General features: G+C 63.6%; 26 protein-coding genes. 8 read left to right on the top strand and 18 right to left on the bottom strand.

Annotated elements, in window-relative coordinates; genetic code table 11:
- Window positions 1-34: 34 nt before the first annotated feature.
- Entirely contained in the window at window positions 35-496 is a 462-nt protein-coding gene (locus EMQ25_RS04430) for a PTS sugar transporter subunit IIA (protein WP_127187370.1), read from the top strand.
- A 662-nt stretch (window positions 497-1,158) separates the two neighbouring features.
- Here EMQ25_RS04430 and EMQ25_RS04435 read toward each other — a convergent pair.
- Genes EMQ25_RS04435 through EMQ25_RS04470 form a run of 9 tightly spaced genes read right to left on the bottom strand, consistent with a single transcriptional unit; the run spans window position 1,159 to window position 8,014 of the window.
- Window positions 1,159-1,563, bottom strand: coding sequence for a CBS domain-containing protein (locus EMQ25_RS04435; RefSeq protein ID WP_192895632.1), 405 nt, complete (start codon window positions 1,561-1,563; stop codon window positions 1,159-1,161).
- The gene (locus EMQ25_RS18170; RefSeq protein ID WP_192895633.1) at window positions 1,560-1,721 is read right to left on the bottom strand and encodes a hypothetical protein; all 162 of its coding nucleotides are present in this window, start codon (window positions 1,719-1,721) and stop codon (window positions 1,560-1,562) included. Before EMQ25_RS18170 ends, EMQ25_RS04435 begins: the two co-directional genes overlap by 4 nt.
- A gap of 9 nt (window positions 1,722-1,730) precedes the next feature.
- Entirely contained in the window at window positions 1,731-2,693 is a 963-nt protein-coding gene (locus tag EMQ25_RS04440) for an FAD:protein FMN transferase (RefSeq protein WP_127187371.1), read from the bottom strand.
- 2 nt (window positions 2,694-2,695) lie between these two features.
- A complete protein-coding gene (gene nqrF / locus EMQ25_RS04445; RefSeq protein ID WP_127187372.1) occupies window positions 2,696-3,916 on the bottom strand; it encodes an NADH:ubiquinone reductase (Na(+)-transporting) subunit F in 1,221 nt (406 codons plus the stop codon).
- Window positions 3,913-4,515, bottom strand: a complete 603-nt coding sequence (gene nqrE / locus EMQ25_RS04450) for an NADH:ubiquinone reductase (Na(+)-transporting) subunit E (RefSeq protein ID WP_127187373.1) — start codon at window positions 4,513-4,515, stop codon at window positions 3,913-3,915. The genes nqrF and nqrE overlap by 4 nt, the downstream gene beginning before the upstream one ends.
- Window positions 4,512-5,171, bottom strand: coding sequence for an NADH:ubiquinone reductase (Na(+)-transporting) subunit D (locus EMQ25_RS04455; RefSeq protein WP_127187374.1), 660 nt, complete (start codon window positions 5,169-5,171; stop codon window positions 4,512-4,514). Before EMQ25_RS04455 ends, nqrE begins: the two co-directional genes overlap by 4 nt.
- Complete coding sequence (nqrC, locus tag EMQ25_RS04460) at window positions 5,171-5,974, bottom strand: NADH:ubiquinone reductase (Na(+)-transporting) subunit C (RefSeq protein WP_127187375.1); 804 nt, start codon at window positions 5,972-5,974, stop codon at window positions 5,171-5,173. The genes EMQ25_RS04455 and nqrC overlap by 1 nt, the downstream gene beginning before the upstream one ends.
- Window positions 5,967-6,764: an RnfABCDGE type electron transport complex subunit D gene (locus tag EMQ25_RS04465; RefSeq protein WP_127187376.1), complete on the bottom strand. Its 798-nt coding sequence runs from the start codon at window positions 6,762-6,764 to the stop codon at window positions 5,967-5,969. The genes nqrC and EMQ25_RS04465 overlap by 8 nt, the downstream gene beginning before the upstream one ends.
- Window positions 6,761-8,014, bottom strand: a complete 1,254-nt coding sequence (locus EMQ25_RS04470) for an NADH:ubiquinone reductase (Na(+)-transporting) subunit A (RefSeq protein WP_127187377.1) — start codon at window positions 8,012-8,014, stop codon at window positions 6,761-6,763. Before EMQ25_RS04470 ends, EMQ25_RS04465 begins: the two co-directional genes overlap by 4 nt.
- 164 nt (window positions 8,015-8,178) lie before the next feature.
- On the opposite strand from EMQ25_RS04470, the gene EMQ25_RS04475 reads away from it, so the two are divergent.
- Together EMQ25_RS04475 and EMQ25_RS04480 are read left to right on the top strand one after the other, a co-directional pair.
- Window positions 8,179-8,748, top strand: a complete 570-nt coding sequence (locus EMQ25_RS04475) for a c-type cytochrome (protein WP_127187378.1) — start codon at window positions 8,179-8,181, stop codon at window positions 8,746-8,748.
- A 75-nt stretch (window positions 8,749-8,823) separates the two neighbouring features.
- Entirely contained in the window at window positions 8,824-9,687 is an 864-nt protein-coding gene (locus tag EMQ25_RS04480; RefSeq protein ID WP_127187379.1) for a universal stress protein, read from the top strand.
- A 279-nt stretch (window positions 9,688-9,966) separates the two neighbouring features.
- On the opposite strand, the gene EMQ25_RS04485 is transcribed toward EMQ25_RS04480, so the two are convergent.
- The 7 genes from EMQ25_RS04485 to EMQ25_RS04520 all read right to left on the bottom strand — a co-directional run bounded on the left by EMQ25_RS04485 (window position 9,967) and on the right by EMQ25_RS04520 (window position 17,744).
- Window positions 9,967-10,380, bottom strand: coding sequence for a hypothetical protein (locus EMQ25_RS04485; RefSeq protein WP_127187380.1), 414 nt, complete (start codon window positions 10,378-10,380; stop codon window positions 9,967-9,969).
- Window positions 10,377-11,702 (bottom strand): recombinase family protein, encoded by a 1,326-nt coding sequence (locus EMQ25_RS04490; protein ID WP_127187381.1) that lies wholly within the window; start codon window positions 11,700-11,702, stop codon window positions 10,377-10,379. The genes EMQ25_RS04485 and EMQ25_RS04490 overlap by 4 nt, the downstream gene beginning before the upstream one ends.
- Window positions 11,699-12,154 carry a DUF2924 domain-containing protein gene (locus EMQ25_RS04495; RefSeq protein WP_127187382.1) on the bottom strand — a complete coding sequence of 152 codons (456 nt, stop codon included), beginning with the start codon at window positions 12,152-12,154 and terminating at the stop codon, window positions 11,699-11,701. Before EMQ25_RS04495 ends, EMQ25_RS04490 begins: the two co-directional genes overlap by 4 nt.
- Window positions 12,155-12,341: 187 nt before the next feature.
- On the bottom strand, window positions 12,342-14,678 hold the full coding sequence (locus tag EMQ25_RS04505) for a phage/plasmid primase, P4 family (protein ID WP_127187384.1): 2,337 nt from the start codon (window positions 14,676-14,678) through the stop codon (window positions 12,342-12,344).
- Entirely contained in the window at window positions 14,675-14,896 is a 222-nt protein-coding gene (locus tag EMQ25_RS04510; RefSeq protein ID WP_127187385.1) for a MerR family transcriptional regulator, read from the bottom strand. Before EMQ25_RS04510 ends, EMQ25_RS04505 begins: the two co-directional genes overlap by 4 nt.
- 192 nt (window positions 14,897-15,088) lie before the next feature.
- The gene (locus EMQ25_RS04515; RefSeq protein WP_127187386.1) at window positions 15,089-16,969 is read right to left on the bottom strand and encodes an adenine nucleotide alpha hydrolase family protein; all 1,881 of its coding nucleotides are present in this window, start codon (window positions 16,967-16,969) and stop codon (window positions 15,089-15,091) included.
- Window positions 16,962-17,744: a hypothetical protein gene (locus tag EMQ25_RS04520; RefSeq protein WP_127187387.1), complete on the bottom strand. Its 783-nt coding sequence runs from the start codon at window positions 17,742-17,744 to the stop codon at window positions 16,962-16,964. Before EMQ25_RS04520 ends, EMQ25_RS04515 begins: the two co-directional genes overlap by 8 nt.
- 585 nt (window positions 17,745-18,329) lie before the next feature.
- On the opposite strand from EMQ25_RS04520, the gene EMQ25_RS18335 reads away from it, so the two are divergent.
- Genes EMQ25_RS18335 through EMQ25_RS04540 form a run of 4 tightly spaced genes read left to right on the top strand, consistent with a single transcriptional unit; the run spans window position 18,330 to window position 20,685 of the window.
- Window positions 18,330-19,451 (top strand): ParB N-terminal domain-containing protein, encoded by a 1,122-nt coding sequence (locus EMQ25_RS18335; protein ID WP_244606487.1) that lies wholly within the window; start codon window positions 18,330-18,332, stop codon window positions 19,449-19,451.
- On the top strand, window positions 19,349-19,981 hold the full coding sequence (locus EMQ25_RS04530; protein WP_244606522.1) for a DNA-methyltransferase: 633 nt from the start codon (window positions 19,349-19,351) through the stop codon (window positions 19,979-19,981). The genes EMQ25_RS18335 and EMQ25_RS04530 overlap by 103 nt, the downstream gene beginning before the upstream one ends.
- Window positions 19,978-20,205: a DUF7220 family protein gene (locus EMQ25_RS04535; RefSeq protein WP_127187389.1), complete on the top strand. Its 228-nt coding sequence runs from the start codon at window positions 19,978-19,980 to the stop codon at window positions 20,203-20,205. Before EMQ25_RS04530 ends, EMQ25_RS04535 begins: the two co-directional genes overlap by 4 nt.
- A gap of 3 nt (window positions 20,206-20,208) precedes the next feature.
- The gene (locus tag EMQ25_RS04540) at window positions 20,209-20,685 is read left to right on the top strand and encodes a phage terminase small subunit P27 family (RefSeq protein ID WP_127187390.1); all 477 of its coding nucleotides are present in this window, start codon (window positions 20,209-20,211) and stop codon (window positions 20,683-20,685) included.
- Between the two features lie 265 nt (window positions 20,686-20,950).
- On the opposite strand, the gene EMQ25_RS04545 is transcribed toward EMQ25_RS04540, so the two are convergent.
- Both EMQ25_RS04545 and EMQ25_RS04550 read right to left on the bottom strand, forming a co-directional pair.
- Window positions 20,951-21,865, bottom strand: a complete 915-nt coding sequence (locus EMQ25_RS04545) for a nucleoside hydrolase (RefSeq protein ID WP_127187391.1) — start codon at window positions 21,863-21,865, stop codon at window positions 20,951-20,953.
- 66 nt (window positions 21,866-21,931) lie between these two features.
- Window positions 21,932-23,014: an ABC transporter ATP-binding protein gene (locus EMQ25_RS04550; RefSeq protein WP_127187392.1), complete on the bottom strand. Its 1,083-nt coding sequence runs from the start codon at window positions 23,012-23,014 to the stop codon at window positions 21,932-21,934.
- Between the two features lie 134 nt (window positions 23,015-23,148).
- Here EMQ25_RS04550 and EMQ25_RS04555 point away from each other — a divergent pair, with 134 nt between their 5' ends.
- The gene (locus EMQ25_RS04555; protein WP_127187393.1) at window positions 23,149-24,192 is read left to right on the top strand and encodes a LacI family DNA-binding transcriptional regulator; all 1,044 of its coding nucleotides are present in this window, start codon (window positions 23,149-23,151) and stop codon (window positions 24,190-24,192) included.
- The last annotated feature ends 39 nt before the right edge of the window (window positions 24,193-24,231 follow it).

Genomic DNA, 24,231 nt, shown 5'->3' on the forward strand with positions numbered 1-24,231 from the left:
TATGGAGGCGCCAATATGAACAACGGTGATACCAATGGCCCTGTCTGAGCTGCTGTCTCTTGGCCGCGTTCTGATCGACGTACCGGACTGCAAGCGTCGCGAAGTCATCAACCTGCTGGCGGAATGTTTTGCAGCCGATTTGGGAGGGGAACCGCCTGGCTATGCCGAACCACTGCTTGAACGGGAAAAGCTTGGCTCCACGGCCATCGGCAAAGGCATCGCGCTTCCCCACGGCAAAATGGCTGCTTTGAAGCGACCTGCTGCAGCGGTGGCGGTGCTGAAGCAGAAGTGCAAATTTCCGACACCTGACAATGTGGACGTCGACATCGTTATCGCTTTCCTCTCTCCCGATGGCCCCCCTCAGGATGTGGCGCGAATTGGCGACATCGTCAGGGAACTGCGCGATGGAAATGTGGTGGACGCTTTCCGCTCGGCGGAGACACCAGAGCAGTTGATCCAGGCACTCCAGGGCACCGGAACCCGTCCAGGTCGGTAGACGACGGTCAGGAGTTTGGTGACTGCGGGCAGAGCCGGCTGCCGTGCTAAGCATGCGTCGAAGCGCATTACGGATCGAACAGCTGGTTTCCCAAGTTCGCCGCCGAATTGCTGACCGTCCGAAAACCACCCCATGCCAGCCGTCCAGTCAGGGATCCGGTTACCGCAGTAACGGCGCAATCGGGGCCGAAAGCGGTCTGTCCGCTCCTGACAACAGACATTGGAAAGCAGCCACCAGCATACTTGCGCGCTACTGGCCCATTTGGGCCGGCTATCCCTCACTACCCGCTCGGCGGGCGTTCTCGTCTTAGTGGATTAGTCGTCATTTGGGCTCTGGTACCGGACAGTGTGGGGCGCGGTAGATGGAGAGCCGCTGATGAAAAAACTGTTGCCACAGCTATTATGAACGGAGCCCGCATCCGCCTCGCCATGCGCCAGGCCGCTGGCAGAAAAACGTTTCGTCTGCAGCTGACTCTGAATAAAAAACCTATCGTTCGACCTTCTCAGACGAGCGGGGTCGCTAGTCGCCGTCTCCACCGTACTTGCGGAGGGAGTATTAGCCCCATCGGGTTGCTGGTCATTTGGGCATTCTTCGGCCAAGAACGACTAGGTAATGCATTTCAAGTCCGGCTATGGGCAGCGCAATCCTTTCAGCATGACCGTCTACCGCCACTGGCTGCTCAGTGAATGCAGCACATCGGTCCGGCTGACCTGGCCCACGAAACGCCCGCTACGCAGCACCGGGAAGCGTCTAAATGAACTTGCGATCATGACCTCGCAGGCGCTGACGAGGTCGAGGTCCGCTTCCATGGTCTGGGGATCGGGAGTCATGTAGTCTGCGACCGTCCCGCCCCACTGGCGATAATAGGAGGCGCTGAGCGCGGCCTTGAGGCAGTCGCGCTTGGACAGGACGCCGACCAGTTCGCCTTCCGCATCGAGAACGGATGCGCCGGAAACTCCGGTCTCCATCAGAATGGAAATGGCGCGCACGATTTCAATTCCAGGCGCGAGGGTCACGAGATCGGTCTTCATGACATCGCCAACGCGCGGCAAGGCCAATTCGGTCATGCCCGATCCTCTTCTCGGTTGGGGCAGGCATGGCAGGCGCCGCCGCAGACAATGCCGCCGCAGGAGCCCCTGAGCGCCGGACGCCCAAAGACCAGGCCCAGGCCGAGGGCGGCAACGGCGAGGACGGCAAGCAGTGTAGCGGCGATCATGGTCTGCATGACGGGGTCCTATGCGTGAACGAGCGCGGTGAAAGCGCGACTGGAGACGGCTTCGACGCCGCCTTCGGAATTGCGCAGGAGGAACAGCGCCGCCAGTCCGTGCCGTTCTGCAAATGCGGGGCCCCTATCGGGTCCAAGGACGAAAAGGGCGGTGGCGAGCCCATCCGCGGTCATGGCCGAGCGATCGACCACAGATACCGAGGCGAGCCTGGTGTGCACCGGTTGATCCGACCGGGGGTCGATGAGGTGACTGTAGCGCCGTCCGGCGGTCTCATAGGCATTGATGGCGTCGCCCGAAGTGGCGATGGCAAGATCAGACGCGGCGAACTGGGTGTGGATGCCGCCGTCGAGCGGATCGGAAATGCCCACCAGCCAGCCATTCCTGCCCGTTTGCTGGCCCGACGCCAGGAGTTCCCCGCCGATATCGATCAGGAAATGGCGATGTCCGGCGTGACGGAGATGAGCGGCGACGAGGTCCAATGCGTAGCCCTTGGCGATGCCGCAAAGGTCCATCGAGAGCGCAGCATCCGCCTTGCCAAGGGTGAGGCTGGAGCAGGACAGCGCTGTGTAATCACCCACGCGCCCGCCCCTGATCGGGCCGAAGCCGTAGCGGCCGACGAGGGGGCCCACTGTCGGATCGAAGGCGCCATCGCTCAGCGCTGCGATGCGCAGGGCTTCCGCGCAGACCCTGGCAAGATCGGGCCCCGCCGCAAAGGCGCCGGCAGCAGCGCAATTAAAAGCGGAAATCTCGCTGTCGGCCCGAAAGGGGCTCATGGCGCGGTCGACGCGATCGAGGATGTCCACGATCTCGCCAGGAAGCCGCTCATCGATGCCGCCCGGCAGAAGAATCGACCATCCGGTGCCGAAGGCGCGTCCCGAAAGGCGGATGGTCTCCTCCCCGCTGGCCTGCACTGCCGCCAGCACGCCCAAACCTGCCAGACCGGATAAAACCTGCCGTCGCGTGATCGTCATGGTCAGATCCCGAAATCGTCGTTGAAGATGGCGTCACGCTCGACGCCGCAATCGTCGAGCATGGCATAGACGGCCTGGATCATAAGCGGAGGGCCGCAAAGGTAATATTCGCAGTCTTCGGGCGCTGCATGGTTCTTGAGATAGGCATCATAGACCACGTCGTGAACAAAGCCCGTAGCCCCCTGCCAGTGGTCACCCGAGGCGGGGTCGGACAGGGCTGGCGTCCAGGTAAAATTGGGGAAATGGCGCGCCAGATCGTCGAATTCCTCGACATAGAACAGTTCGGCGCGGGAGCGCGCGCCATACCAGAAACTGATCTTGCGGGTGGTGCCCAGCCGTTCGAGCTGGTCGGCAATGATGGCGCGCAGCGGCGCCATGCCGACGCCGCCACCGATGAAGACCATTTCCTTTTGCGTGTCCTGCGCGCCGAAATGACCATAGGGGCCGGCAAGTTCGACCAGGTCGCCCGGCTGGCGACCGAACAGCCAGGAGGAAACGGCTCCGGGTGGTGCATTGGGCAGTGCCGGGGGCGGCGTAGCGAGACGGATATTGAGGACGATCAAGCCTCTATCGGCCGGACGGCTGGCGACGGAATAGGCGCGGGATACGGGCTCGGCGCTCCGGGCGACGAGATCGTCCAGCCCCATGCTGGTCCATTGGGCCCGGTGGTCCTGGGGGATATCGAGTTCGGTAAACGGCAGTTCGTAAGGCGGCGCCGTGACCTGCACGAACCCCCCGGCGGTAAAATCAAAGTTGGCATCATCCGGAACCGTGAGGACGATTTCGCGGATAAGCGGGGTGAGGGCGCGCACCGAGTGCACCTTGCAGACCATGGTCGACACATCGAGCATGGCTTCGTCCACCGTGACGCCCATGTCATGACGCACGACGATCTGGCAGGCGAGACGCGTGCCGCCGCGCAGTTCGGCGGGCGAAAGGCGGGCGGCTTCGGTGGGGAGCGGTGCACCGGCGCCCTCGAGGCCGCTGACCCGGCAAAGGCCGCAGGTTCCGGCACCTGCGCATGCGGAGGGCACGGCGATGCCATTGGCATTGAGGATATCGAGCAGCTTGAGATTGGCCGCGCCAGGGACGCTCCGCCCGCCATTGACGGTAATGGTCACCGGGCGCGCCGGCAGCAGGATTTGCCGGGCGCTATGCAATACGAGTGCCAGCGCGACCAGCAGCAGGGAAAGGAAAAGGAGCCCGAGCAGGATGTCGATCATATCACCCGCACCCCGACAAAGGCCGAAAAGGCCATTGATATGAGCCCGGTGACGATGAATGCCATTCCTAGCCCTTCAAGGCCCTTGGGAATATCGGCATAGCGCAGCCGTTCGCGGATGGCGGCGAGGGTGACGATGGCCAATGCCCAGCCGATGCCGGTGCCCACGCCATAAACGGCGCTTTCGGCCAGGTCATATTGCCGCTCGACCATGAACAGGCTTCCCCCGATGATGGCGCAGTTGATGGCGAGGAGCGGCAGATAGATGCCGAGCGACCGGTAAAGGCCCGGCATGTAGCGGTCGAGCAGCATCTCGATCACCTGCACCAGACCGGCCACGATGCCGATGAAGGTGAGCAGGCGCATGAAGCCGAGATCGACATCGGGCAGGCCCAGCCAGGTGAGGGCCCCGGCGCTGAGCAGATGGGCGTGCAACAGATGATTGAGCGGCACGCTGATGGACTGGACGAGGATCAGCGCCACCCCAACGCCAAGGGCGGTGTCAAGCCGTTTGGACACGGCAAGATAGGTGCACATGCCCAGGAAGAAGGAGAGCGCCAGGTTTTCCTCGAATATCGCCCGCTGGAACAGCTCGATCATGGCTGCACCTGCCGTTCGGGCTCATAGGGGACGAATTCGCGAGTCTCCTGCTGGACGGGGCGAAGACTGCGCACCGCCCAGACCAGCAGGCCGAGGATGATGAACGCGCTGGGCGCCAGCAGCATGAGCCGCATGGGCTGGTACCAGCCGCCGTCGGCGACGAGCGGCAAGACGCCATATCCCAGAAGCGTACCGGCCCCGAAGAGCTCGCGGATAGAAGCGACGACCAGCAGCACCAGGGCATAGCCGGCACCATTGCCCAGGGCGTCGAGCATGGAGGGCATGGGACGGTTATGCAGGGCGAAGGCCTCGGTGCGCCCGAGGACGATGCAATTGGTGGCGATCAGCGATACGAAGACCGAAAGGCGCTGGCTCATTTCATAGGCGAAAGCCTGCAACAACTGATCGGCGACGATCACCAGCGAGGCGATGATGGTGATCTGTACGATAAGCCGGATCGAAGTTGGAATGTGGTGGCGGATAAGGCTGATGAGGCCGGCCGCCACGGTCAGCACCACGATCAGCGCCAGTGACAGGGTCAGCGCCGTTGCAACCGAAGTGGTGACGGCCAGGGCAGAGCAGATGCCCAGAATGTGGACGGATACCGGATTTTTGTCGAGCAGCGGGTCGGTGATCACCTGGAGGCTTTTGAGCATCACAGTTCTCCCTGCCGCAGGCGGTCGAGCCAAGGCCCGAAGCCCATCGGGCCGAGCCAGAAATGGATCATGTCTGTCACCGCGTAGCCGGTGACGGAGGCGCCGGAAATGCCATCTACCTCATGGGGGCCCTCGGCCCCGTCACGAACCACTTCGATCACCACTTCGCCATCGCGGGAGGCGGTTTTTCCGGCCCATTGGGCCTGCCAGGCGGGTTCGGCGATGCGGGCGCCAAGACCGGGGGTTTCGCCCTGCTCGTAGACCGTGAAGGCGGCCACGGTCTGCAGGTCAGCCTCCAGCGCCAGATAGGCGCGGATGGTGGACTGGTAGCCATTGCCGTAGATGGGCAGCACGACCAGCGCCAGTTCGCCGTCGCGCCGCACCATGTAGACCTGCGCGAGGTTCTCGCGCCGGCCGATGCCTGCCAGATCTTCGGCACGATCGAGGGCGGTGCTGGTCGCGGGGTCCGCCGCGATGGCTGCCTGGTCGAAGTCGGCTGGGTCGATGGTATCCGCCAAGGTGCCGCTACCGAGATCGACGATGGCGATTTCCGCAGCATCGGCTCCGGCCTCCTCGAGGATTTCCCCGATCCCGGGGAGACCGGCCAGCATGGCGCTCATCAGCGCCTGCCGCTCGGCCACGACATTGGCCGCGATCAGGGGGCGCAGGGCCACGGCCGCGATCGACACCGACAAGCCGCAGACCACGGCGACGAGCAGGGCGATGCCCACCGTTTTTGTGCGGTCTGTATTGGGTCGGTCGAGGAATTGCCGCCAGGGATTGGGTCGGTGAGCCTCAGCCATGACGACGCTCCCTTATCCTGGCGTTGACGGCGATCGCCATGGCGTCGAGCAGGGGCGCAAAGATCGCCGCCATCAGGGCAGCGAATACCAGCGTGCTGATCGCCGTGCCGGTCTGGAGGAAGAGGGTCGCAAGAACCCCGAACAGCAGTCCATGGAAAGGCCGGCTCCAATCGGTCGCTGCGGAGGCGACGGGATCGGCCACGAGAAACAGCAGCACCAGCCAGAAGAGACCGGTTTGCGCGAGATCGGTCGCTTCGGGAACTGCCTGCAGCCAGCCGAGCCCCAGCAGCCCCAGAAGCGCGCCGGCCAGAACGCGCCAGTTGGCCTGGCCCGATACGGTCAGGAGCAAGAGCGCCGGCACCAGCGTCCAGATCGGCAATGCCGAAGCCTCCCGATAGCCCTCGCCGGCAAAGGAGAACATCAAAAAGGCCAGGGTCACGACGGCAGGATGGAGGATGTTGCGGCCATAGCCACCAAACACTAGGAGGCCTATGACCACGCCGAACGTCGTGCCGAGAACCAGTTGCCACACCGGCGCCGTTGCCGGTACCAGCAGGGCGATGATGATGGCAGCAGAGATGCCTTCGAGGCCAAATCCCTGACGGCGAATGCGGGTGAACACCACCTGCCAGGCCAGCACGATGGCGCCGACCAGTGCGACCCTGCCCAACACAGCGGGGCCGTCCCCCCAGACACTCCACAACAGGGGGAGCGCCAGCCCCGCCAGCACGGGCAATTGCCCGCGCAGCAGCGGATGGGTGGCAAGCGGCGTCAGGCGCGACGGCATCATCGCTCCGCCTCCAGGGCATCGAGGACATTGCGGAGCATGCGACCGAAATCGGCCTTGCCGCCGTCTGCGTAAGCCAGCAGTGCCAGGTCTTCCTCGATCAGTTCCAGTGCCCCCAGCCGGCGGGCGGTTTCGGTGTCGCCGACGCTGATGGCGCGCAGAAACGGCACTGGAAGGAGGAAGGGTGGCGCCGCGCTTTCCTGCAATCGATTGGGGATCACGGCGCCGCTTCCCCGCATGAGCCAGTCGGCAGCGTGACGGAGCCCTGTCGAGCGCTCGGGCACCGGCGCATGGCGCAAGGCTGAAGCCTGCTGGTGGCCGCGCGCCAGATAGCGCCCGACCCGCCCATCGACGGGGGAGCCCGACAGCAGCCGAACCGGCGCCTCCACCAGGCGGCCGGAAAATAGCTCATGCAGATCGGCGCCGGGCACGGTTTCGAGCAGTACCGCTTGCCTGACCCCGTCGCCTGCCAGGCCGACCACCCGGCGCTGCCAGATGATGCCGGTTTCAAGCAGGTGCCCCAGCGCGATCACCTCCTCGTAGCCGAGATGCCATACGGTGCCCCGCGCACCGACGGGGTGGAGATGATGAATATGCGTGCCAGCAAGTCCCGCCGGGTGGGGGCCGGCAAAGCGTGCCGGAACCACGCCATCCACCGATGGCATCACCGCCCCCTCACCATGACAGAGATAGGTCTTGCCCGACGTCAGGAGGCGCAGGGCGGACAGACCGCGCCCGAACCAGAGGCGGCGTGGCGTGATCACGGCGGATGGATCGGGCGCCAACGGGCGGGTGTCGATGGCGGTGATGAACAGCGCCTCAGGCTGGTCCGCAGGCGCGGGAATGCGTCCGAAAGGACGGGTCCTAAGACCGATCCACAGTCCCGCCTCGATCATCAGCGCGACCAGTGCATTCCGGTCCAGCCGGTCGGGGACCATGAAGGTTCGAGGAGCCTTGCTGTCGATGTCCAGGGTGATGACCAGCCGGTCCAAACTCCGGCGCGGTCCACGGCTTATCTCGGTGATGATGCCCGCGGCCGGGGCGACATGACGCAGTTCGGGCCGGCGACGGTCGGTGAACAGCGGGTCACCGGCCGCGACCATTGCACCTTCCTCCTGCTCGAAAACCGCTCGGATGCCCGGCGTGTCATCTCCCAGGATGGCGATGGTCCGGGGCACGAGCCCGGTTTCGCCGTCATATGAAGGCGCCGGACCGAACCAGGGGTTGAACCCGCCTCTTACCCTGACTTTCATCCATCTCCCATTCGTCGCAATCGCCGGATTTGACCCTCACATTAGTATCGTGGGTATCTCGAAGATTTGACACAGGTCAATCCTTTAGGCCCAATATACGATTAGCATGGCACGCTTGGAATGAAACGACAGCGCACTCGCCCAGCCAAGATGGAGGATACCCGATGACCTGCAACGGACACGCCACGCACCGGTGGTTTGGATTTGGCCGCTTCTCAGCACTCGTTGTGTCGGTGATGCTTGTTATTGCGCCAGCCCAGGCAAACCCGGCGGCGGCGCTTCCGCCTGGACCCAAGGAAAACCTTGCCCAGTGGGTCGAGGGCGACACAGCCACTCTCGAGGCGGTGGTCGCAAAAGACCTCGATGCCCAGGCCTGGCAGGCCGAACTCCAGGGCATTGAACCCTCCGAAGCATTGGCAGCGCTGGCCGATTATCTTTCTCTCAACCTGCCCGCCGAGCCGGCCGGTTCCGACGTGGCATCGATGCTTGCCGGCCTACCAGCCGACGGTAAGGAACTCTATCTCCGGGACTGCCTCTCATGTCATGGGGGGGACCGCTACTTCCTCCAGCAGGACAACAGCATCGATGAATGGATGGGCATCTTCGACGCCCCTTACCACAGGCGGCTCCTGACCGAAAGCCTGGAACGGGAAACGTTTGCCAGCTACGCCGCTCACACGGTGCCGCTGACGCTGGAAACTGTTCCGGAGGAGCTGCAGGACCGCGCCGACTAACGGAACACTGCCGTGGGGGGCAGGGCTTCCCCACGGCGGACGACGCGCCGCCATTCAACGACCAAGGATTGCTTGATGACCGAGTTCTCCCTACCGCGAAAGATCACCCTTGCAACCGATCTCAGCGCGCGCAGTGACCGTGCGTTCGATCGCACCATTGCTTTGGCCCAGCAATGGGATGCGGAGGTGCAACTGGTCCACGCGGTCGAGGACACTCAATACGCCTTCTGGGTGCAAGGTCCGACGTGGCGGCGGTCGCCAGATCCTGTTGCAATCGCCCGACGGAAGCTCGAAACCGAGTTTCCCGGCTGGTCGAATGTCCGTGGCTCTCTGGTCGTCAAAAACAGCGCTCCGTATACACTGGTAACGGAATCCGCTCAGCAGGCCGGCTCCGATCTGATCATTACCGGCATTGCTCATGACGAAACCTACGGGGCTGACAAGATCGGCCGTATGGTCACTGAAATCGCCAAGCATTCCCAAGCCCCAGTCCTCGCCGTGAAGCGTCGCGTCGCGGGTCCCTATCGGAATATAGTCGTCGCCAGTGACCTGACGGACGTGTCCCGTCACGCGATGATGTTTGCTGCGGGCGCTTTCAGACAGGCCAATGTCAGCATCTTTTACGGCTTCGACGTGCCCTATGCCGATAAACTGGACAATCTCGACAATGTGGAACGCGATCTTCGCGCCAGCGAAACAGCGAACGCACAGAAGTGGGTAAAGTCCGTTCTCGGAGAGGCTGCCGATGAGATCAATGTCATCGCCGAAATGGGACAGGTCGCCCGCAACCTGGGCCACTATGTTTCCGACTGGAGGGTAGATCTCGTAGTGGTGGGCTCGGAAGGGCGAACCGGATTGCTGAGCGCGATCCTGGGCAGTACGGCAGAGGAGATCATGAGCAAGGTGGACTGCGACGTGATGGTGGTAAGGCCCGGATGAGCGCTAGGTTCCTATGCGTTGCCAGACGTGCCGGTCCTGTCCACCTCTATCCAGTTGTTTGCTCGGCAGGCGGCAATGTCCGCTCCTAGGTGCCCTTACAGAGTCTTCAAACGGCTAGAATGGGGGCGCAAAGGTGCCTACACGCCCTGCCTCGCCAATGTCCGCTTTTGGTCCGCTGCGGTTACCAGGTCAATGACCGGGACGGGGCGCGAGGCCGCCGTAGCGAGGTCATTGCCTGCTCCCCGCAGACGTGATCGTGGTGGCGAGGGCTCAGGGCGATCAGCTGCTGTGGTCATCAGGTCGAGCTCCGGCCGCCCCGTAGCCGGGCTGCTCCCACCAGATCTCGGGAAACGGCTCCAACAGCCGCCCCAGCGTCAGATCGGCCGCTTGCCTCCCGTCGAGGACCGCCTCGATGGTTGCTGGCGCGAGCAGGGTGAGGCGCAGGACACGGGTCATGTAGGAGGACGCGATGCCCTCGCGCTCGGCCAGCTCGGCGATGGTGGCGAACTCGCCCGTCTCCAGCATCCGTTTCCAGCGGAAGGCTCGCGCCAGGGCCTTGATCAGCGTGCTGTTGGCCTTGCGTGGTCGAGATGCGCCCTCAGGCAGCTGCATCTGCTTGCGCCCGCCGCGCTTCACGATGCGGAACGGGACGTGGACGGTGACGGTATCGGGATCGTGTTGCGTCCGGCTCATGCGGCTTTCTCCAGCGCGTCTGCCTGCATCTCGCGCGCGAGGCCGTCGAGACCATTCATGCGCAGTCGGACGCTCAGGCCATCGATGCCGATGTCGACGCGTTCGACCAGCAGCTGAACGATCCGCGCCTGCTCGGCGGGGAAGAGTTCATCCCATAGCGGTTCGAGCTGCTGCAGGGCTGTCCGTGCGTCGGCCTCTGTGATCTCCTCGTCCTGGATACGTGCTGCCTTCCACGTCCCGGCCACGATCTCCGGCTGGCGGAACACGGCGCGCAGCTGGTCGATGACTGCGGCCTCGATCTCGCCGGCGGGCACGCGACCCACCGGGCAAGACCCGGCGCCATGCTTGAGCACGGTCTGGCTGACATAGTAGCGGTAGAGCCTGCCGCCCTTGCGGGTGTGGGTCGGGGAGAACGCCGCGCCATCGGGTCCGAAGAGCAGCCCCTTCAGCAGCGCGGGCGTGTCGGCTCGGGTGCGGGCGGCGCGCTTGCGCGGGCTCTCCTGGAGGATGGCGTGGACCTTGTCCCAAACCTCGCGGTCGATGATCGCGTCGTGTTCGCCGGGATAGCTCTCGCCCTTGTGGACCGCCTCGCCGATATAGGCGCGGTTGCTCAGCATGCGGTAGAGGTACTTCTTGTCGATCCGGTTGCCGCGCGGCGTGCGGATGCCGCGCGTCCCCACCTCCCGCGCCAGTTCCGTGCAGGATCCGATCTCGAGGAACCGGGCGAAGATCCAGCGAACATGCGCGGCGGCTTCCTCGTTGACCACCAGCTTGCGGTTCTCGACCCGGTATCCGTATGGCGGCACCCCGCCCATCCACATGCCCTTCTTGCGAGAGGCGGCGACTTTGTCGCGGATGCGCTCGGCGGTCACCTCGCGTTCGAACTGGGCGAACGAGAGCAGGATGTTCAGCGTCAGTCGGCCCATCGAGGTGGTGGTGTTGAACGATTGCGTCACCGAGACGAAGGTCACGCTGTTCCGGTCGAACACCTCCACCAGCTTGGCGAAGTCGGCGAGGGAGCGGCTGAGGCGGTCGATCTTGTAGACGACGACAACGTCAACGAGCCCGTCCTCGATGTCCTCGAGCAGTCGCTTCAGCCCGGGGCGTTCCAGCGTCCCGCCCGAGATGCCGCCGTCGTCATAATGGTCCCGGACCAGCACCCAGCCCTCGGAGCGCTGGCTGGCGATATAGGCCTCGCAGGCCTCGCGTTGGGCGTGGAGCGAGTTGAACTCCTGCTCCAGCCCGTCCTCCGAGGATTTGCGGGTGTAGACCGCGCACCGCAGCTTGCGGACGAGTTTCGACTTCTCCGGGAGCTTCGTCATGTCCGCCCCCTGTGGTTCCTGAGCCCGAAGAAGGTCCAGCCGTTCCACCGCGTGCCGGTGATAGCGCGGGCGATCGCCGAGAGCGATCTGTAGGGCCGGCCCTGCCATTCGAAGCCGTCTGCGGTGACCGTGACGATCTGTTCGACCCCCTGCCATTCCCGCAGCAACCGTGTGCCGGTGATGGGGCGGTCACGATCCATTCGGAGGCCGCGCTTCGTCCTGTCGCCGCCATCCAGTTCCTCGCCGAGCCGTTCGAGCTTTCGGATCGTCTCTGGCTTCAGTCCGCCATAAGCCAGTTCCTGGATGCGATAGGCGAGGCGGCTTTCGAGGTAGCGCCGGTTGAACGGCGGCGGCTCGCTGTCGAACAGATCGCGCCACTGCTGCTTCAGGTCAGCCGTGGCAGCAGTCTTGAGCGCGGCCAGGCGCGCGGGGATTGGCTCGGGGGTCGTCATGCCATTCTCCGATGAGTTGGAGTTGCATGACCGCTCTGGTCGGGCAGGTAGCGTAGCGAACTATCTCCATCATGCGGCAAGTGTTCGCTTGACTGGGCGTGCCGTAGCCGGAGCAAGCCGCGGGCGAGGATCGCGCAGAGTTCGGCACGCCGCTCATGAGGCTTCAGGTGGCGGGGATGCAGCGGGTTCATGTTCGCGCCTCCGCCGTCAGCGGAGCGGTTCGGAGACCTATGCCTGACCATCCCCGCGCGCGGCGGACGCTGGTTGGCGTGAACCCCCGGGCGCGAAGTGCTTCCCCGAGAGATTTCTGTGACCCGGGCGGGAAGCCCCTAGCTTCAGCCCATGACTTCCAGGATTCGAAAAGCTGTGCGGCCAGCGCCTTGCGATCAGTGTCGCAGATGCAGAACTCATGGATCCACTGCCCGACCAGATCCTCTGCCTGGAAGTACTCCTCTGCAGCGGCTCTGACGCAGGGCGGTGGAGCAAGACCCTCGCGCTGCCAGGCAGCACACCCCTCTAGCATCCAGCCCAGGATTCCGTCGCGTTCGGCAAGGAGTTTCTCCGAGAGCCGCGGGTCGCGCCGCTCGGGGGGGATCGTTGCCGAAAACGGAACGAGGTGGAGGCGGCGCCGCATCGCCTCGCCGACCGCATTGAGCGCGGGTCGGTGATTGCCGGCGACGAGTAGTTTGAACTGCGGGGTGAACTCGAAGTGGTCCTGGCGCATGAAGTTCGCGCGTAGTTTTTCGCCTCCGGTGATAGCCTTGATGCGGGCCTCGGCCCAACTCCGCCCCGCCTCGGTTTCGGGCACTAGGACGAGCCTTGCCGCACGCAGCCCGGCGAGTTCGGTCAGGTGCCGCTCGCCACGAGATGCCATGAATGTGTCGAGGGTGGCGGTGGCGGCATAGCTGCCCATGACCGACGCCAATGTCTGCAGAAGGACGGACTTGCCGTTGGCGCCATGGCCATGGAGAAAAGCGAACGCCTGTTCTCTCGTCGATCCCGTGAGGCAATAGCCAGCCAATCGTGCGAGGTAGGCTTGCAGGTCAACGTCACCATTGCTGATTTCCTGCAGGAACAAGGTCCAGCGCGGACATTCACTGCCAGGCGATGCCGTCGTCATCTGGCTAATCTGCAGACCGGGGTCGTGAGAACTGACCTGGCCTGTCTTGAGGTCGACTACACCCGCCGGGGTGTTCAGCAACATCGGATGCGCATCCCATCTTGATGAGGATACAGCGATACGCGGATCGGCGGCCGCAATGCGCAGCACGGCCGACATCTTCTTGTCGCTGGCGACGTGCCGGCCTTCGGCGGGGTTACTTGCCTGTCGCGCCGCTGCCCGACAGACCTGGCGCACCAGCTCGCGCACCATGCCGGTTTCGTCGCGCTCCCAGACATTGCCGCGCCACTGATACCAGGTCCCCCAGGCGGGGACGTGTTTCCAGTGCTGGCTGTGGCGAGCGGCGAAATCTGCAGCAATGGCATCGTCGCTGAGCGCGGGCGCGGGCGGTGAGGGATCGCCGCCCAACTCCTCCTGCGCAGACGAAGCAGGCATCGGGCCCTTCTCGGCGATGTCCTTGGTTAGCAACGCCTCGAACTCTCGCTGGAGACGATCCGTGTCCCACGGTGGAACGATCATGGCGGCGTTATGGTCCTCGACGGCGGTCCACGCCGCCTCCATGGTGCACACCCCGTGACGCGCGTTGCGCAGCCAGTGTCCGATCACCTTGGACAAGGTGGTGAAGCGCGTCTCGCTATCCTGGCCACCGGCGGCTATCCTCTTCGTGGCTAGCTGCCGAGGGGAAAGTCCGGCCGCGCCTCGCCGCCTTTCGCTCTTCAGGCGCGGAACTCCTGGCATGACCGGCATGTTCGCGATGGCCGCGGCCAGCTGACCCAGTTCGTAATGCCGCGGGCCTTGGGCGAGAATCCGTACGCTGGCGCGCCGACCGCTCTTGCCGTGGATGGTGCCGGCGACTCGTATCGGCTGATGGGCGCTGCGGAATGACGGATCGCCTGCCACCTTGTCGGCAAGCACACCGCGCAGGGCGGCCACATGCAGGACGTTCTCATCGATCGCCGGTTCGGCCAGCCGCCAATAGAGGTGCAGCTTGTCCTGACCCTCCGCAGTAGTCCCGCCTGAGGCGACTTCAAGTGATGGCAGGCCCAGGTGCTGAACGAGGTGGGCGCGTTGTGCAAGGATGTCGCCGTTGTCGAGATCGACCAGCACGACGCGGGTCTGCTTGATGTCTCTTGCTTTGGCTGACCCGGGGGAGGTGACGGTCCCGGGGACGACGAAGACGCCACGCTGCTGCTGGTCCGCTTCGGGAAAGAGCCGGAATAGGCGATCAGCGATCACCGAGGTCTCCACGAATTCGAGGCGTGGTTTCTGGTCGGGCGTTCCGGCTTCGGCGAGAAGCCGGACTGGAACAAGGCCCTGAAGGCCGCCGAACAGAACCTCGCAGTGGGCGCGGATGGGCTGCAACTCGATCAGTTGGCCGGAGGTGGAAGTCGCAGACGCGTTCATTGCGCACCACCGCGTCGCATCTCCTGCTCGAAGACAAGGACATCGGCCATGCGGTAGCGGACCGTCCCGCCAATCAGGATGTAGGCCGGCCCGGAATTTTTGCCGCGCCAGCGCTGCAGCGTTCGCGGGGATATTGCCCAGCGCTTGGCCAGTTCGCGTTCGCGGATCAAGCGCCCGGGATCGGCTGAGTTTAGGTGGTCGTGCAGGTCGTTTGCCATGCCCAAAGCCTAAGCCCCCGACGTCGGCTGTGGCGGCTGTTCGCGTGACACGGCGGCGCGTCAGACGTGACACGGAGGGCTTAGGAACCCCGAGAATCGCCGAGATCAAGGGGTGCCGACGTGACATCCCCAGACTTGACGTGACACGAGGGGCGCGGGCCCGGGTTTCCGCGCCCTGTTGATCGGCCTGCCTCAGACTGGCCGATTCGGCTCGACGACGACGATGGTGGGGTCGAGGCGGTATCCGCTCGAGGGCCGGGTCTGGATGAGCAGGTGTGCCGGGGGCGGCACCCCGTGCAGCTCCGTGTAACCTTCTGCAAGCTGCTTGCGACAGCGTGCGACCAGTTTTCGGATCGTGCTCTTGTCCATGTCGGCCAGGTGGGGAAGTGTCGTTCCGATGCTGTAGCGATGGTCCTCCGGGCGGACGCCGTTGCGTTTGTCTTCGTCGTACACGGACCTCAGGGCGTGCGGGACCCGAGCTGGCGCCCCCATCACGGTCGTCAGGCCCGCCACCTCCACGACGTGACGCTGCCCCTGCATGAAGAATTGCAACCGCAGCGGGGCATCCGCGTCCACTTCTTCGTCGACCTCTTCAACGGCTTCCATCCCGGTGGACGATGCTCTTCTCTCTTCGTCGGGCGCATAGCGCGGCACCCTTCCCACCAGCTCCTCTCCGGACCCAAGGTGAAGCCGCACGAGGCACGTCGCGGGCAGACGCTGAGCCACGAGCTCGGCCGAACGCTCCCGAAGCACAGTCTCGAGCACGTCCCGCACAACCTTTCCCTGGCGCTGATGCAGCCTGAGGGAAAGATCGAGCGCGGCTCTGGGGGGCAGATCCGGATGTCCGCGCAATATCCGGCTGACCTCATGGCCGAAGCGCTCCATGAATCCCTGCTCTTCAAGATCGCCCAGCCCAAGGGTGTGCCGTGTCCACTCGACCGCCATCGTCATTGAGCGGTCATTGCCCCGTTCGCCGAACAGCACGTCCGTGGCGTAGGTTTCTTCGGGATCGTAATCCGCGAGGTTCGCTTTCAGGATCGCGAACCGGCGGTCGAAGCATTGTGTGCAAGCCCCGCAATGGGTGTGGAGGGTGTTCTGCTCGCGAATGCTCGTGCAGCTGACAGATCGTGCAATCTGGCTGGCACCCCCGTTCTCGTCGATCTTGGAGACCACCTCGGTCTTGGTCAGCCACTGGAACCTGTTGGAGATAGGCACGGCGGCAGGCAGGGCCAGCTGCATGAGACGATTGATGTTTGTGAGCGCAAGGGGATGCGTCGTCCTTGTCGCCATGGTGCCAACGATCTGCGGGCTCAACGGCAGATTATGGCTGACGATGCCATTCTCAAAAAAGCTCACACGCTCAGCTCCGAACGCGCACGCGACCGCCTGACCCAAAGCAGAGAAGAGGAGGGTGCGGGACCGCTGTGTCGAGTCTCGCGCCTCCTGATCGACACGTCGTGCAAGGACATGAACATGCAGCACGCGATGAGGGAACTGATCGACCAGGTACTGACCAAGCTCGATCTGGCGCGGGATTGCCTTCTGGGCTGAGCGATGAGTGACGAGAACCACTCGCGACGACGTCGTGGCAAGAAGCTCAAGGGCGCCGGCAAAGGAATCAAGCCCGCCCGAAAAGAGGATTACCTCATCGGCCTCGAAGGCCACACCTGTCGGGTCGTAATCGAGGTATTGCTGCCGCATCACGTCGGGCGCTGCCTGGATGAACCGGAAGCTGACGCTGTCCTCGGTCAGGGTCTCTACCGCATCGCGCAGTGCCGCCACCACGTCATCGCGTTGCCAGAGCTCAGGATGCCGGACCGGTATTTCGAAATCGAACTGCCGATACCAGTCCTGGCCCAAATTGGGCCGCGTGGGTCCCCCCCGGGGAACAGCGCCATCTGCCGCAAAGACTGTCGAGGCGATCTCCATCAGGTCGAGAATGACGGGATCGAGTTCACGAATGACTTTCGTCTCCAGGGCGTCAGTTGCCAACCTGAAGGTAGGGTGCCGGCCGTTGATGCGGATGGCCAAGGGGCGATCGCGACCGTCGACCTGCACAAGGGCTTCACTCATCTGCGGTGCTCCTCGTGCGGAGGTCGGACACCGTCTTCTTCAGGGCGACCGCGCCGAACGTCGCTGCTTCCTTCGCTCCGAATCCTCCCTCGCGGTTCAGCGTCTTGCCATACCAGCCGCTGGAGAACTCCTTGATGATGCGGGTCGCTTCGGCCGAATATCGGCCGAGTTCAGCGTCAAAAGCATTGCGCGCCGCAGCGGTCGGAAAGCGTCGGTCGTGGCCCGTCTGAAGCGCAAGAGTCCGGTCGAGCCAGTAGGACAGCGTTCCGGAAACCAGCGTCCCGAAATATTCTCTGGTGAACCCGGATATGCCCTTCGCCCAGGACATCTTCCGAACCACTGCCTGGACATCGTCGGGGGTGGACCCGAACAGGGCCGGCAGCGCATCGCCAATCGAGACAGAAAGTGTTCGGGTAAGCGCCCGGGCAGCGATCTCACCGAAATCGGACCGCACTCGCGTTTCGCGCCGCACCGCATCGAGCCGTTCTTCAACCGCCATCACCAGATCAAGAAGCTCCGGCCTGTCGCCCACGGCCAGGCCGACGTCTCGAAGCGCTTGTCCGAAGTCGTCGGATCGCGCCGCCACCGGAATGTTGAGGAGTAGACGCACGACCTCGACGAACACCGGATCGTTTGCCGCAGCCAGCATTTCTTTTTCGGCCGCGCGCGCGCTGGCACCAACGACATCGCTGTCGGCAGCACCGGCATCAAGAAGCCGGACAACCTCTCGCCAATGCCTGGTCCGCGGTAGGACGCCAAGCGTGTTGTGACCCATGGGTGTCGCCCCTCCCGTCGGAACCCGATTCAGTTGAACCCGGGAGAACCGGAACTGTCAAAGGCGAGGAGGCCGTCCCGGCGACAGATGCAACAGATGTGACGCGAGAAAACCATAAGCTGCTACGCGCGCGCGTGAGCAACAAACCGATTCTCACGTAGCATCTGTTGCATCCGCTGCAGGGCGCGTCGGGGGCGGCTCGGCGGCGCCCTGACATGACTTGAGGACAACATCGATCCGGTTGAGCCAAGCTGCGTCATTCCGGCAGAAGGCAAAGGAGTTTGCGGCCGGTCCAGTACGTGTCGGCAGTTGCGCACTCAAGCGTATGAATGTCGGAAAATGTCAGGATTCCCATAGCCATAGCTGCCGGCGTAGAATGGACCATGGCCTGAAGGCGGGGGGGGGGGGAGGTGGAAAGTCTCTGACGATCCGATCCCTGACCGGTGGGGCCGTCCATCTTTAACACCCGCGAAATTGGCATGGGGGTCACCGGCAGTGGCGCAGGCAGCAGAACTCAAACAATCCAAAGCCCTGGCAATCGCTGGCGAGCATCCTGAAGGGCCCGATCATGCGACCAACTCCGCAGTGCTCAGAGACCTGGCCATCAGCTATCGCGACGTCGCCAGCCTCATCCCCTACGCCCGCAACGCCCGCACCCACACCGATCGTCAGGTCGCACAGATTGCGGCTTCGATCCGGGAGTTCGGCTGGACCAACCCCATCCTCGTCGATGGCGACAACGGTGTCATCGCCGGTCATGGCCGGCTGCTGGCCGCACGCAAGCTCGAGATGACGAGCGTCCCGGTCATCGAGCTTGCGGCGATGAACNGCTATCGCGACGTCGCCAGCCTCATCCCCTACGCCCGCAACGCCCGCACCCACACCGATCGTCAGGTCGCACAGATTGCGGCTTCGATCCGGGAGTTCGGCTGGACCAACCCCATCCTCGTCGATGGCGACAACGGTGTCATCGCCGGTCATGGCCGGCTGCTGGCCGCACGCAAGCTCGAGATGACGAGCGTCCCGGTCATCGAGCTTGCGGCGATGAACCCGGCGCAGCGGCGCGCCTACGTGCTCGCCGACAACCAGCTCGCGCTCAATGCCGGCTGGGACGATGCCATGCTGGCTGCCGAAGTCGCCGATCTCGGCGCCATGGGGATCGATCTTGAGCTGGCCGGGTTCGATGCCATCGAGATCGACCGCCTGCTCGCGCTCAACTCTCAGGACGAGGGCGACGCCTTCCCCGATGAAGCTCCGGCGCCGCCAGCCCGTCCCGTGACGCGATCGGGGGATCTGTGGTGCCTCGGCGAACACCGGCTCCTCTGCGGCGATGCCACGCGGCGGGAGGACCTCGTCCAGGCGCTGGGTGGCGGGCTGGCGGACATGGTCTTCACCGACCCGCCCTACAACGTGGATTACACCCCCGATGGCCACCGGCCGATTGCCAATGACGCCCTGGGATCGGCGTTTGCCCGGTTCCTCGGAGCCGCCTGCGGGGCCATGCTGGAGGTGACCAAGGGCGCCATCTACNGCGGCGGGAGGACCTCGTCCAGGCGCTGGGTGGCGGGCTGGCGGACATGGTCTTCACCGACCCGCCCTACAACGTGGATTACACCCCCGATGGCCACCGGCCGATTGCCAATGACGCCCTGGGATCGGCGTTTGCCCGGTTCCTCGGAGCCGCCTGCGGGGCCATGCTGGAGGTGACCAAGGGCGCCATCTACATCTGCATGAGCTCCTCCGAGATCGGCACGCTCAAGCACGCCTTCGAGGGGGCAGGGGGGCACTGGTCGACCTTCGTCATCTGGTCCAAGACCAGCTTCACGCTTGGCCGCACCGACTATCAGCGCCAGTACGAGCCCATCCTCTATGGCTGGCCCAGGGGCACCGACCATTACTGGTGCGGTGCACGAGACCAGGGGGATGTGTGGTCGTTGGCAAAGCCGGTGCGCAACGACCTGCACCCGACGATGAAGCCGATCGCCCTGGTGGAGCGGGCGATCCGCAACTCCTCCAAGACCCGGGACAGGATCCTCGATCCCTTCGGCGGCTCGGGCACGACCCTGATGGCTGCCGAGGCAACGGGGCGGTTGGCGGCATTGGTGGAGCTGGACCCGGCCTATTGCGACGTCATCATCCGGCGCTGGCAGGAGCAGACCGGCGGCACCGCCACCCGGGAGGATGGCATGGCGTTCGCGAGCCTTGTCGCCGCGGACGGGCAGGGGGCGGCATCATGACGAAGCGCGTCGCTCAGAGCCGCGCCCGCTCGATGCTGGAGGCGGTCGTCAATCTCCTGGTCGGGTACGTCCTGGCGCTGCTGATCCAGCAGCTTGCCTATCCGCTCTTCGGCATCGAGACCACCCTTGCCGAGGACAGCGCGATTGCCGCGTTCTTCATGCTGGGCTCGCTGGCCCGCTCCTACATGCTGCGCCGCCTGTTCGAGCGCCTGCAGGCCTTCTGAGCCATGCGCGGTCGCAAGCCAAAGCCCACGGCGCTGAAGCTGATCGAGGGCAATCCCGGACACCGGCCGCTCAATCATCGTGAGCCAAGGCCTCAGCCGGGGATCCCCACCTGTCCGGCCCATCTCTCGCCGACGGCGAAAGCGGAATGGAAGCGGCTGGCCCGGCAGCTTCACGGGCTGGGCGTGCTGAGCGAACTCGACCGGAGCGCCCTTGCCGCCTATTGCCAGGCCTATGGCCGCTGGGCCGAGGCGGAAAGGCAGCTCAAGACCACCCCGGCGCTGCTGAGGACGCCCGCCGGCTACGTCCAGCCCAACCCCTGGCTCGCGATTGCCAACAAGAACCTCGAGCTCATGCACAAGTTCATGACCGAGCTTGGGCTGTCCCCATCCTCGCGCAGCCGCGTCTCCGCCATGACGACGCTGGGCCGGCGGCCGTGGGATCCCCTTCCGCAGGACCGCAACCCCTTTGCTGAACTGTGACCTTGTCCCCATACCCCTGCTTCTGCCTGAGGCCCTGGTTTGAACGTTACCTGCCGCACACCAGCCCACACCTCAAGGAGGTGAACTCGTGGCGAAAGCGCGATGTTGGAGGCGGCGTCCGGGAGGCACAGGGGCATCTCGGCGCCGGTCGCGATACCCACCATTACGGAGATTACCGGGCAGCGGCTAGCCTGCCTAGGACCCGGCGCCAGTGTACTCAAAGATGGAAACTCGCGGCGAGGACGATCACCGCGAGTAGGGCGCTTCAAGAGGCAAAAGCGGCCAGCTTGTGGAAGAAATCCTTTATGATCGGGTCCCGGTCCACGTAGGTCACGTAGCGCATGGAATGGCGCGAAGCGTCCACGCTCCAGGTGATCTGATCGGTCAGGATCGGAGTGGCGACGATAACGCTTGGAGTCCAGTCCGCATCAAGAAGCCAGCCAACGGCTGCCATATCCCAGATTTGCTTGGACCACCCGACGTGATCTTCGGAGTATCCCTTGTAGCGCATGGCCAAAAACTTGCCGATCTCCCCGTGCACCTCGACATATTTTTCAATCTCCGGCACGGTGCTGTGAAGGTGTGACGTCACACCCATGCAGGGCACCAGAACGAGCGGCACGCCGCTGTCGAACAGGACTTGTGCCCCACCGACATCCTGCTTCAGGTTGAATTCGACCGCGTGCGGCCATTCCAGCGCGTGCCCCCCGAGCCATACTACCACCATCGTGTCGGCAATCTCGGGAGCCTTGATCAACGCCGAGGCAACGTTCGAAATGGCACCGATCGCTATGACGTAGAGCGGATCCTCGATTGATGAGTTGCGGGCGCGCTCGATAAGGTCATCCACGGCCGCAGCAGGCCGCGCCTGCTTTGAGGGACCCACATATTCGGTCACGCCGCGGTGTACGAGCCCTTCATGAGCAATGTCCATGCGCGAGAGCAACTGCAGGATCTCGTCATAGCTGCGCTCCATGCCGTCGCCCGGGCCGTCTGAGCGCTTGTTGTGGAAGGGCGCGGCATAGATCGCCTCGACGTCTAGCCGGTCGCTCGACAGCATCATCTGTACGATCGCGAACTGATCATCGATCTCGTTGAATGTGTCGGTATCCATCACCACGCGTACCTTGCCGGTCGGCGGCTCAAGCATTCTCAGACGGTCTGCGGCGCTAAGTGCCATGGGTCTCTCCTCCTTGAAGAACTGCCGGCAGCGAAGCGTGCCGGGAAATTAGCTTCCACATCACCGTCAGAGCGCGCCCAGCCTTTGGCCAGTCGCGTCGTCGAACAGGTAGATTCGGTCAGGTCGTACAGAGAGTTCGACAGCGTCCCCACGCTTAACACTCGCAATATCGTTCAGGACCACGGTCAGCATCTGTCCTGCCGCATCGACCAGAAGGTGAGTCTGGGCGCCGGTCGGCTCCACATGCGCGATTGTGGCACTCACTCGATTGACTTCGCCCGGGCCAGCAAGAGTGAGATGTTCTGGTCGGATGCCGACCTTCACATGCTGCCCTGCAGCGCCGGCGGCAGCAGCGAGAGTAGTGAGTTGGCTGCCGATCGCGCTTACCGCAAGTCCTCCATCCGTTGACAGTAACTCGCCCTGCAGGATGTTCATTGCGGGCGAACCGATGAACCCGGCGACGAAAATATTGCTGGGCGACTGATAGAGTTCGATCGGCGTGCCCACCTGCTCGATGCGCCCGGCATTCATAACAACGATGCGATCGGCGAGCGTCATGGCCTCGATCTGGTCGTGCGTGACATAGATGGATGTCGTCGCCACCTTGGTATGAAAAGCCTTGATCTCAGTACGCATCTGCACGCGAAGCTTGGCGTCGAGGTTCGAAAGCGGCTCATCGAAAAGAAACACCGCAGGGTTACGCACAATGGCTCGGCCCATGGCAACACGCTGCCGTTGTCCACCCGAGAGCTGCGAAGGGCGTCGATCAAGCAGACTGCCGATGTCCAGAAGCTCCGCTGCGGTTCGGACCCGAGCTTCGATCTCCGCGCGCGGGAGGCGAGACAGGCGCAGATTGAGCGAAATATTGTCACGCACCGTCATGTGTGGGTAGAGCGCATAGTTCTGGAACACCATCGCAACATTGCGCCCTTTAGGATCGACCGTATTGACCGTTTTGTCGTCGATCCGCACTTCGCCGCCGGTGATGTCTTCCAACCCGGCAATCATGCGCAATAGAGTGGATTTTCCGCAGCCCGACGGCCCGACGAGCGCAAGAAACTCGCCGTCCGCGACAGTTAGATCAAGGTCATGGATAACGGCGACTGGCCCGTAAGACTTGCGCACGTTCAAAAGTTCGACACTGGCCATTTTCCACCCTTCCTACCTCTGCAGAAGGCCGCTACTGCCTTGCGGCGGCGAGTGCGGTTTAGCCCGCCTTCACTTTCTGCACACGAGTGCAGTATTAGGGGGGAGGATTAATGCGTCAAGTGTGGAGATAGGGCATGACTGAGCAGAGTGGGAGCGGAAGGATCACCGCCAACGATGTAGCCCGTCTCGCAGGCGTCTCCCGCTCAGCCGTGTCGCGCGCCTTTACACCAGGAGCTTATGTCTCCAGAGACACGCGCGCCAAGGTTGAGCGCGCAGCGGACCTTCTTGGCTATCGCCCGGACATGCTTGCGCGCAGCTTGACCACCAGCCGCACGTTCCTTGTCGGAGTAATTACCACCCACCTCGACAACCCATTCTACGCAACTCTCCTGCAGCGCCTGATTGAAGAAATTCAAAGAGCGGGCATGGCTGCAGTGACATTCATTGCCGATGAAACCAGCAATGACGAACGTATCTCCCAGCTGCTCTCCTATCGTGTGGATGCCCTGGTTCTAACCAACACCAGCCTGTCCTCGAAAATGTCGGTACGCTGCGCCCGAGGGGATACTCCGGTAATAGCGATCAACCGCTATCTCGAAGTAGACAATATCGTTTCTGTGACTTGCGACAACGAGCTCGCCTCAGCTGCAATCGGCAAGCTGTTCGTCAAGAAGGGTCGTCGACGGATTGCCTACATGGCCGGGGAACCGGACACCTCCAGCAGTCGGGATCGCGAGCGCGGCTTTCGTGCGGGACTCTCTGAGCTTGGCGCGACACTGCATTCAAGCGCAGTCGGCAACTACTCCCATGACGGGGGCGTCCGCGCTGCTCGGGAATTGCTCTCCTCCAGCGTTCGCCCTGATGCCATTTTCTGCGCGAACGATCTTATGGCGCTCGCGACAGTGGACGTCGCACGAAAGGATTTCGGCCTTGATGTCCCTGGGGACTTGATGGTTGCAGGCTTCGACAATTCCGACGCCGCGGCGTGGGCTACCTACCGCCTGACCTCGGTAGACCAGAACATACCGGGGATGGTTCGCTCTGCCGTGGAGGAAATCGAGGCTGCCGTCGTAGAGCGGGGCAGGATGAGAAGGCGGGTACTCATTCCGCCCACACTTGTAGAGCGCGAGTCTACTGGAGGCCCTAAGTCGATTGACGAGCCAAAATATGGGTCGTAGGCTGCAAGCGCGTGCAGAAATGCGCGAGAGGAGAACTCG

Source organism: Arsenicitalea aurantiaca (assembly GCF_003994485.1).
Taxonomy (GTDB): Bacteria; Pseudomonadota; Alphaproteobacteria; order Rhizobiales; family Devosiaceae; genus Arsenicitalea; species Arsenicitalea aurantiaca.

What these genes read in the sequence shown, in the direction of transcription:
- EMQ25_RS04430 (WP_127187370.1), top strand. Translation starts at nt 35, where the DNA reads ATGGCCCTGTCTGAGCTGCTGTCTCTTGGCCGCGTTCTGATCGACGTA.
- EMQ25_RS04435 (WP_192895632.1), bottom strand. Translation starts at nt 1,563, where the DNA reads ATGACCGAATTGGCCTTGCCGCGCGTTGGCGATGTCATGAAGACCGAT.
- EMQ25_RS18170 (WP_192895633.1), bottom strand. Translation starts at nt 1,721, where the DNA reads ATGCAGACCATGATCGCCGCTACACTGCTTGCCGTCCTCGCCGTTGCC.
- EMQ25_RS04440 (WP_127187371.1), bottom strand. Translation starts at nt 2,693, where the DNA reads ATGACGATCACGCGACGGCAGGTTTTATCCGGTCTGGCAGGTTTGGGC.
- nqrF (WP_127187372.1), bottom strand. Translation starts at nt 3,916, where the DNA reads ATGATCGACATCCTGCTCGGGCTCCTTTTCCTTTCCCTGCTGCTGGTC.
- nqrE (WP_127187373.1), bottom strand. Translation starts at nt 4,515, where the DNA reads ATGATCGAGCTGTTCCAGCGGGCGATATTCGAGGAAAACCTGGCGCTC.
- EMQ25_RS04455 (WP_127187374.1), bottom strand. Translation starts at nt 5,171, where the DNA reads ATGCTCAAAAGCCTCCAGGTGATCACCGACCCGCTGCTCGACAAAAAT.
- nqrC (WP_127187375.1), bottom strand. Translation starts at nt 5,974, where the DNA reads ATGGCTGAGGCTCACCGACCCAATCCCTGGCGGCAATTCCTCGACCGA.
- EMQ25_RS04465 (WP_127187376.1), bottom strand. Translation starts at nt 6,764, where the DNA reads ATGATGCCGTCGCGCCTGACGCCGCTTGCCACCCATCCGCTGCTGCGC.
- EMQ25_RS04470 (WP_127187377.1), bottom strand. Translation starts at nt 8,014, where the DNA reads ATGAAAGTCAGGGTAAGAGGCGGGTTCAACCCCTGGTTCGGTCCGGCG.
- EMQ25_RS04475 (WP_127187378.1), top strand. Translation starts at nt 8,179, where the DNA reads ATGACCTGCAACGGACACGCCACGCACCGGTGGTTTGGATTTGGCCGC.
- EMQ25_RS04480 (WP_127187379.1), top strand. Translation starts at nt 8,824, where the DNA reads ATGACCGAGTTCTCCCTACCGCGAAAGATCACCCTTGCAACCGATCTC.
- EMQ25_RS04485 (WP_127187380.1), bottom strand. Translation starts at nt 10,380, where the DNA reads ATGAGCCGGACGCAACACGATCCCGATACCGTCACCGTCCACGTCCCG.
- EMQ25_RS04490 (WP_127187381.1), bottom strand. Translation starts at nt 11,702, where the DNA reads ATGACGAAGCTCCCGGAGAAGTCGAAACTCGTCCGCAAGCTGCGGTGC.
- EMQ25_RS04495 (WP_127187382.1), bottom strand. Translation starts at nt 12,154, where the DNA reads ATGACGACCCCCGAGCCAATCCCCGCGCGCCTGGCCGCGCTCAAGACT.
- EMQ25_RS04505 (WP_127187384.1), bottom strand. Translation starts at nt 14,678, where the DNA reads ATGAACGCGTCTGCGACTTCCACCTCCGGCCAACTGATCGAGTTGCAG.
- EMQ25_RS04510 (WP_127187385.1), bottom strand. Translation starts at nt 14,896, where the DNA reads ATGGCAAACGACCTGCACGACCACCTAAACTCAGCCGATCCCGGGCGC.
- EMQ25_RS04515 (WP_127187386.1), bottom strand. Translation starts at nt 16,969, where the DNA reads ATGAGTGAAGCCCTTGTGCAGGTCGACGGTCGCGATCGCCCCTTGGCC.
- EMQ25_RS04520 (WP_127187387.1), bottom strand. Translation starts at nt 17,744, where the DNA reads ATGGGTCACAACACGCTTGGCGTCCTACCGCGGACCAGGCATTGGCGA.
- EMQ25_RS04535 (WP_127187389.1), top strand. Translation starts at nt 19,978, where the DNA reads ATGACGAAGCGCGTCGCTCAGAGCCGCGCCCGCTCGATGCTGGAGGCG.
- EMQ25_RS04540 (WP_127187390.1), top strand. Translation starts at nt 20,209, where the DNA reads ATGCGCGGTCGCAAGCCAAAGCCCACGGCGCTGAAGCTGATCGAGGGC.
- EMQ25_RS04545 (WP_127187391.1), bottom strand. Translation starts at nt 21,865, where the DNA reads ATGGCACTTAGCGCCGCAGACCGTCTGAGAATGCTTGAGCCGCCGACC.
- EMQ25_RS04550 (WP_127187392.1), bottom strand. Translation starts at nt 23,014, where the DNA reads ATGGCCAGTGTCGAACTTTTGAACGTGCGCAAGTCTTACGGGCCAGTC.
- EMQ25_RS04555 (WP_127187393.1), top strand. Translation starts at nt 23,149, where the DNA reads ATGACTGAGCAGAGTGGGAGCGGAAGGATCACCGCCAACGATGTAGCC.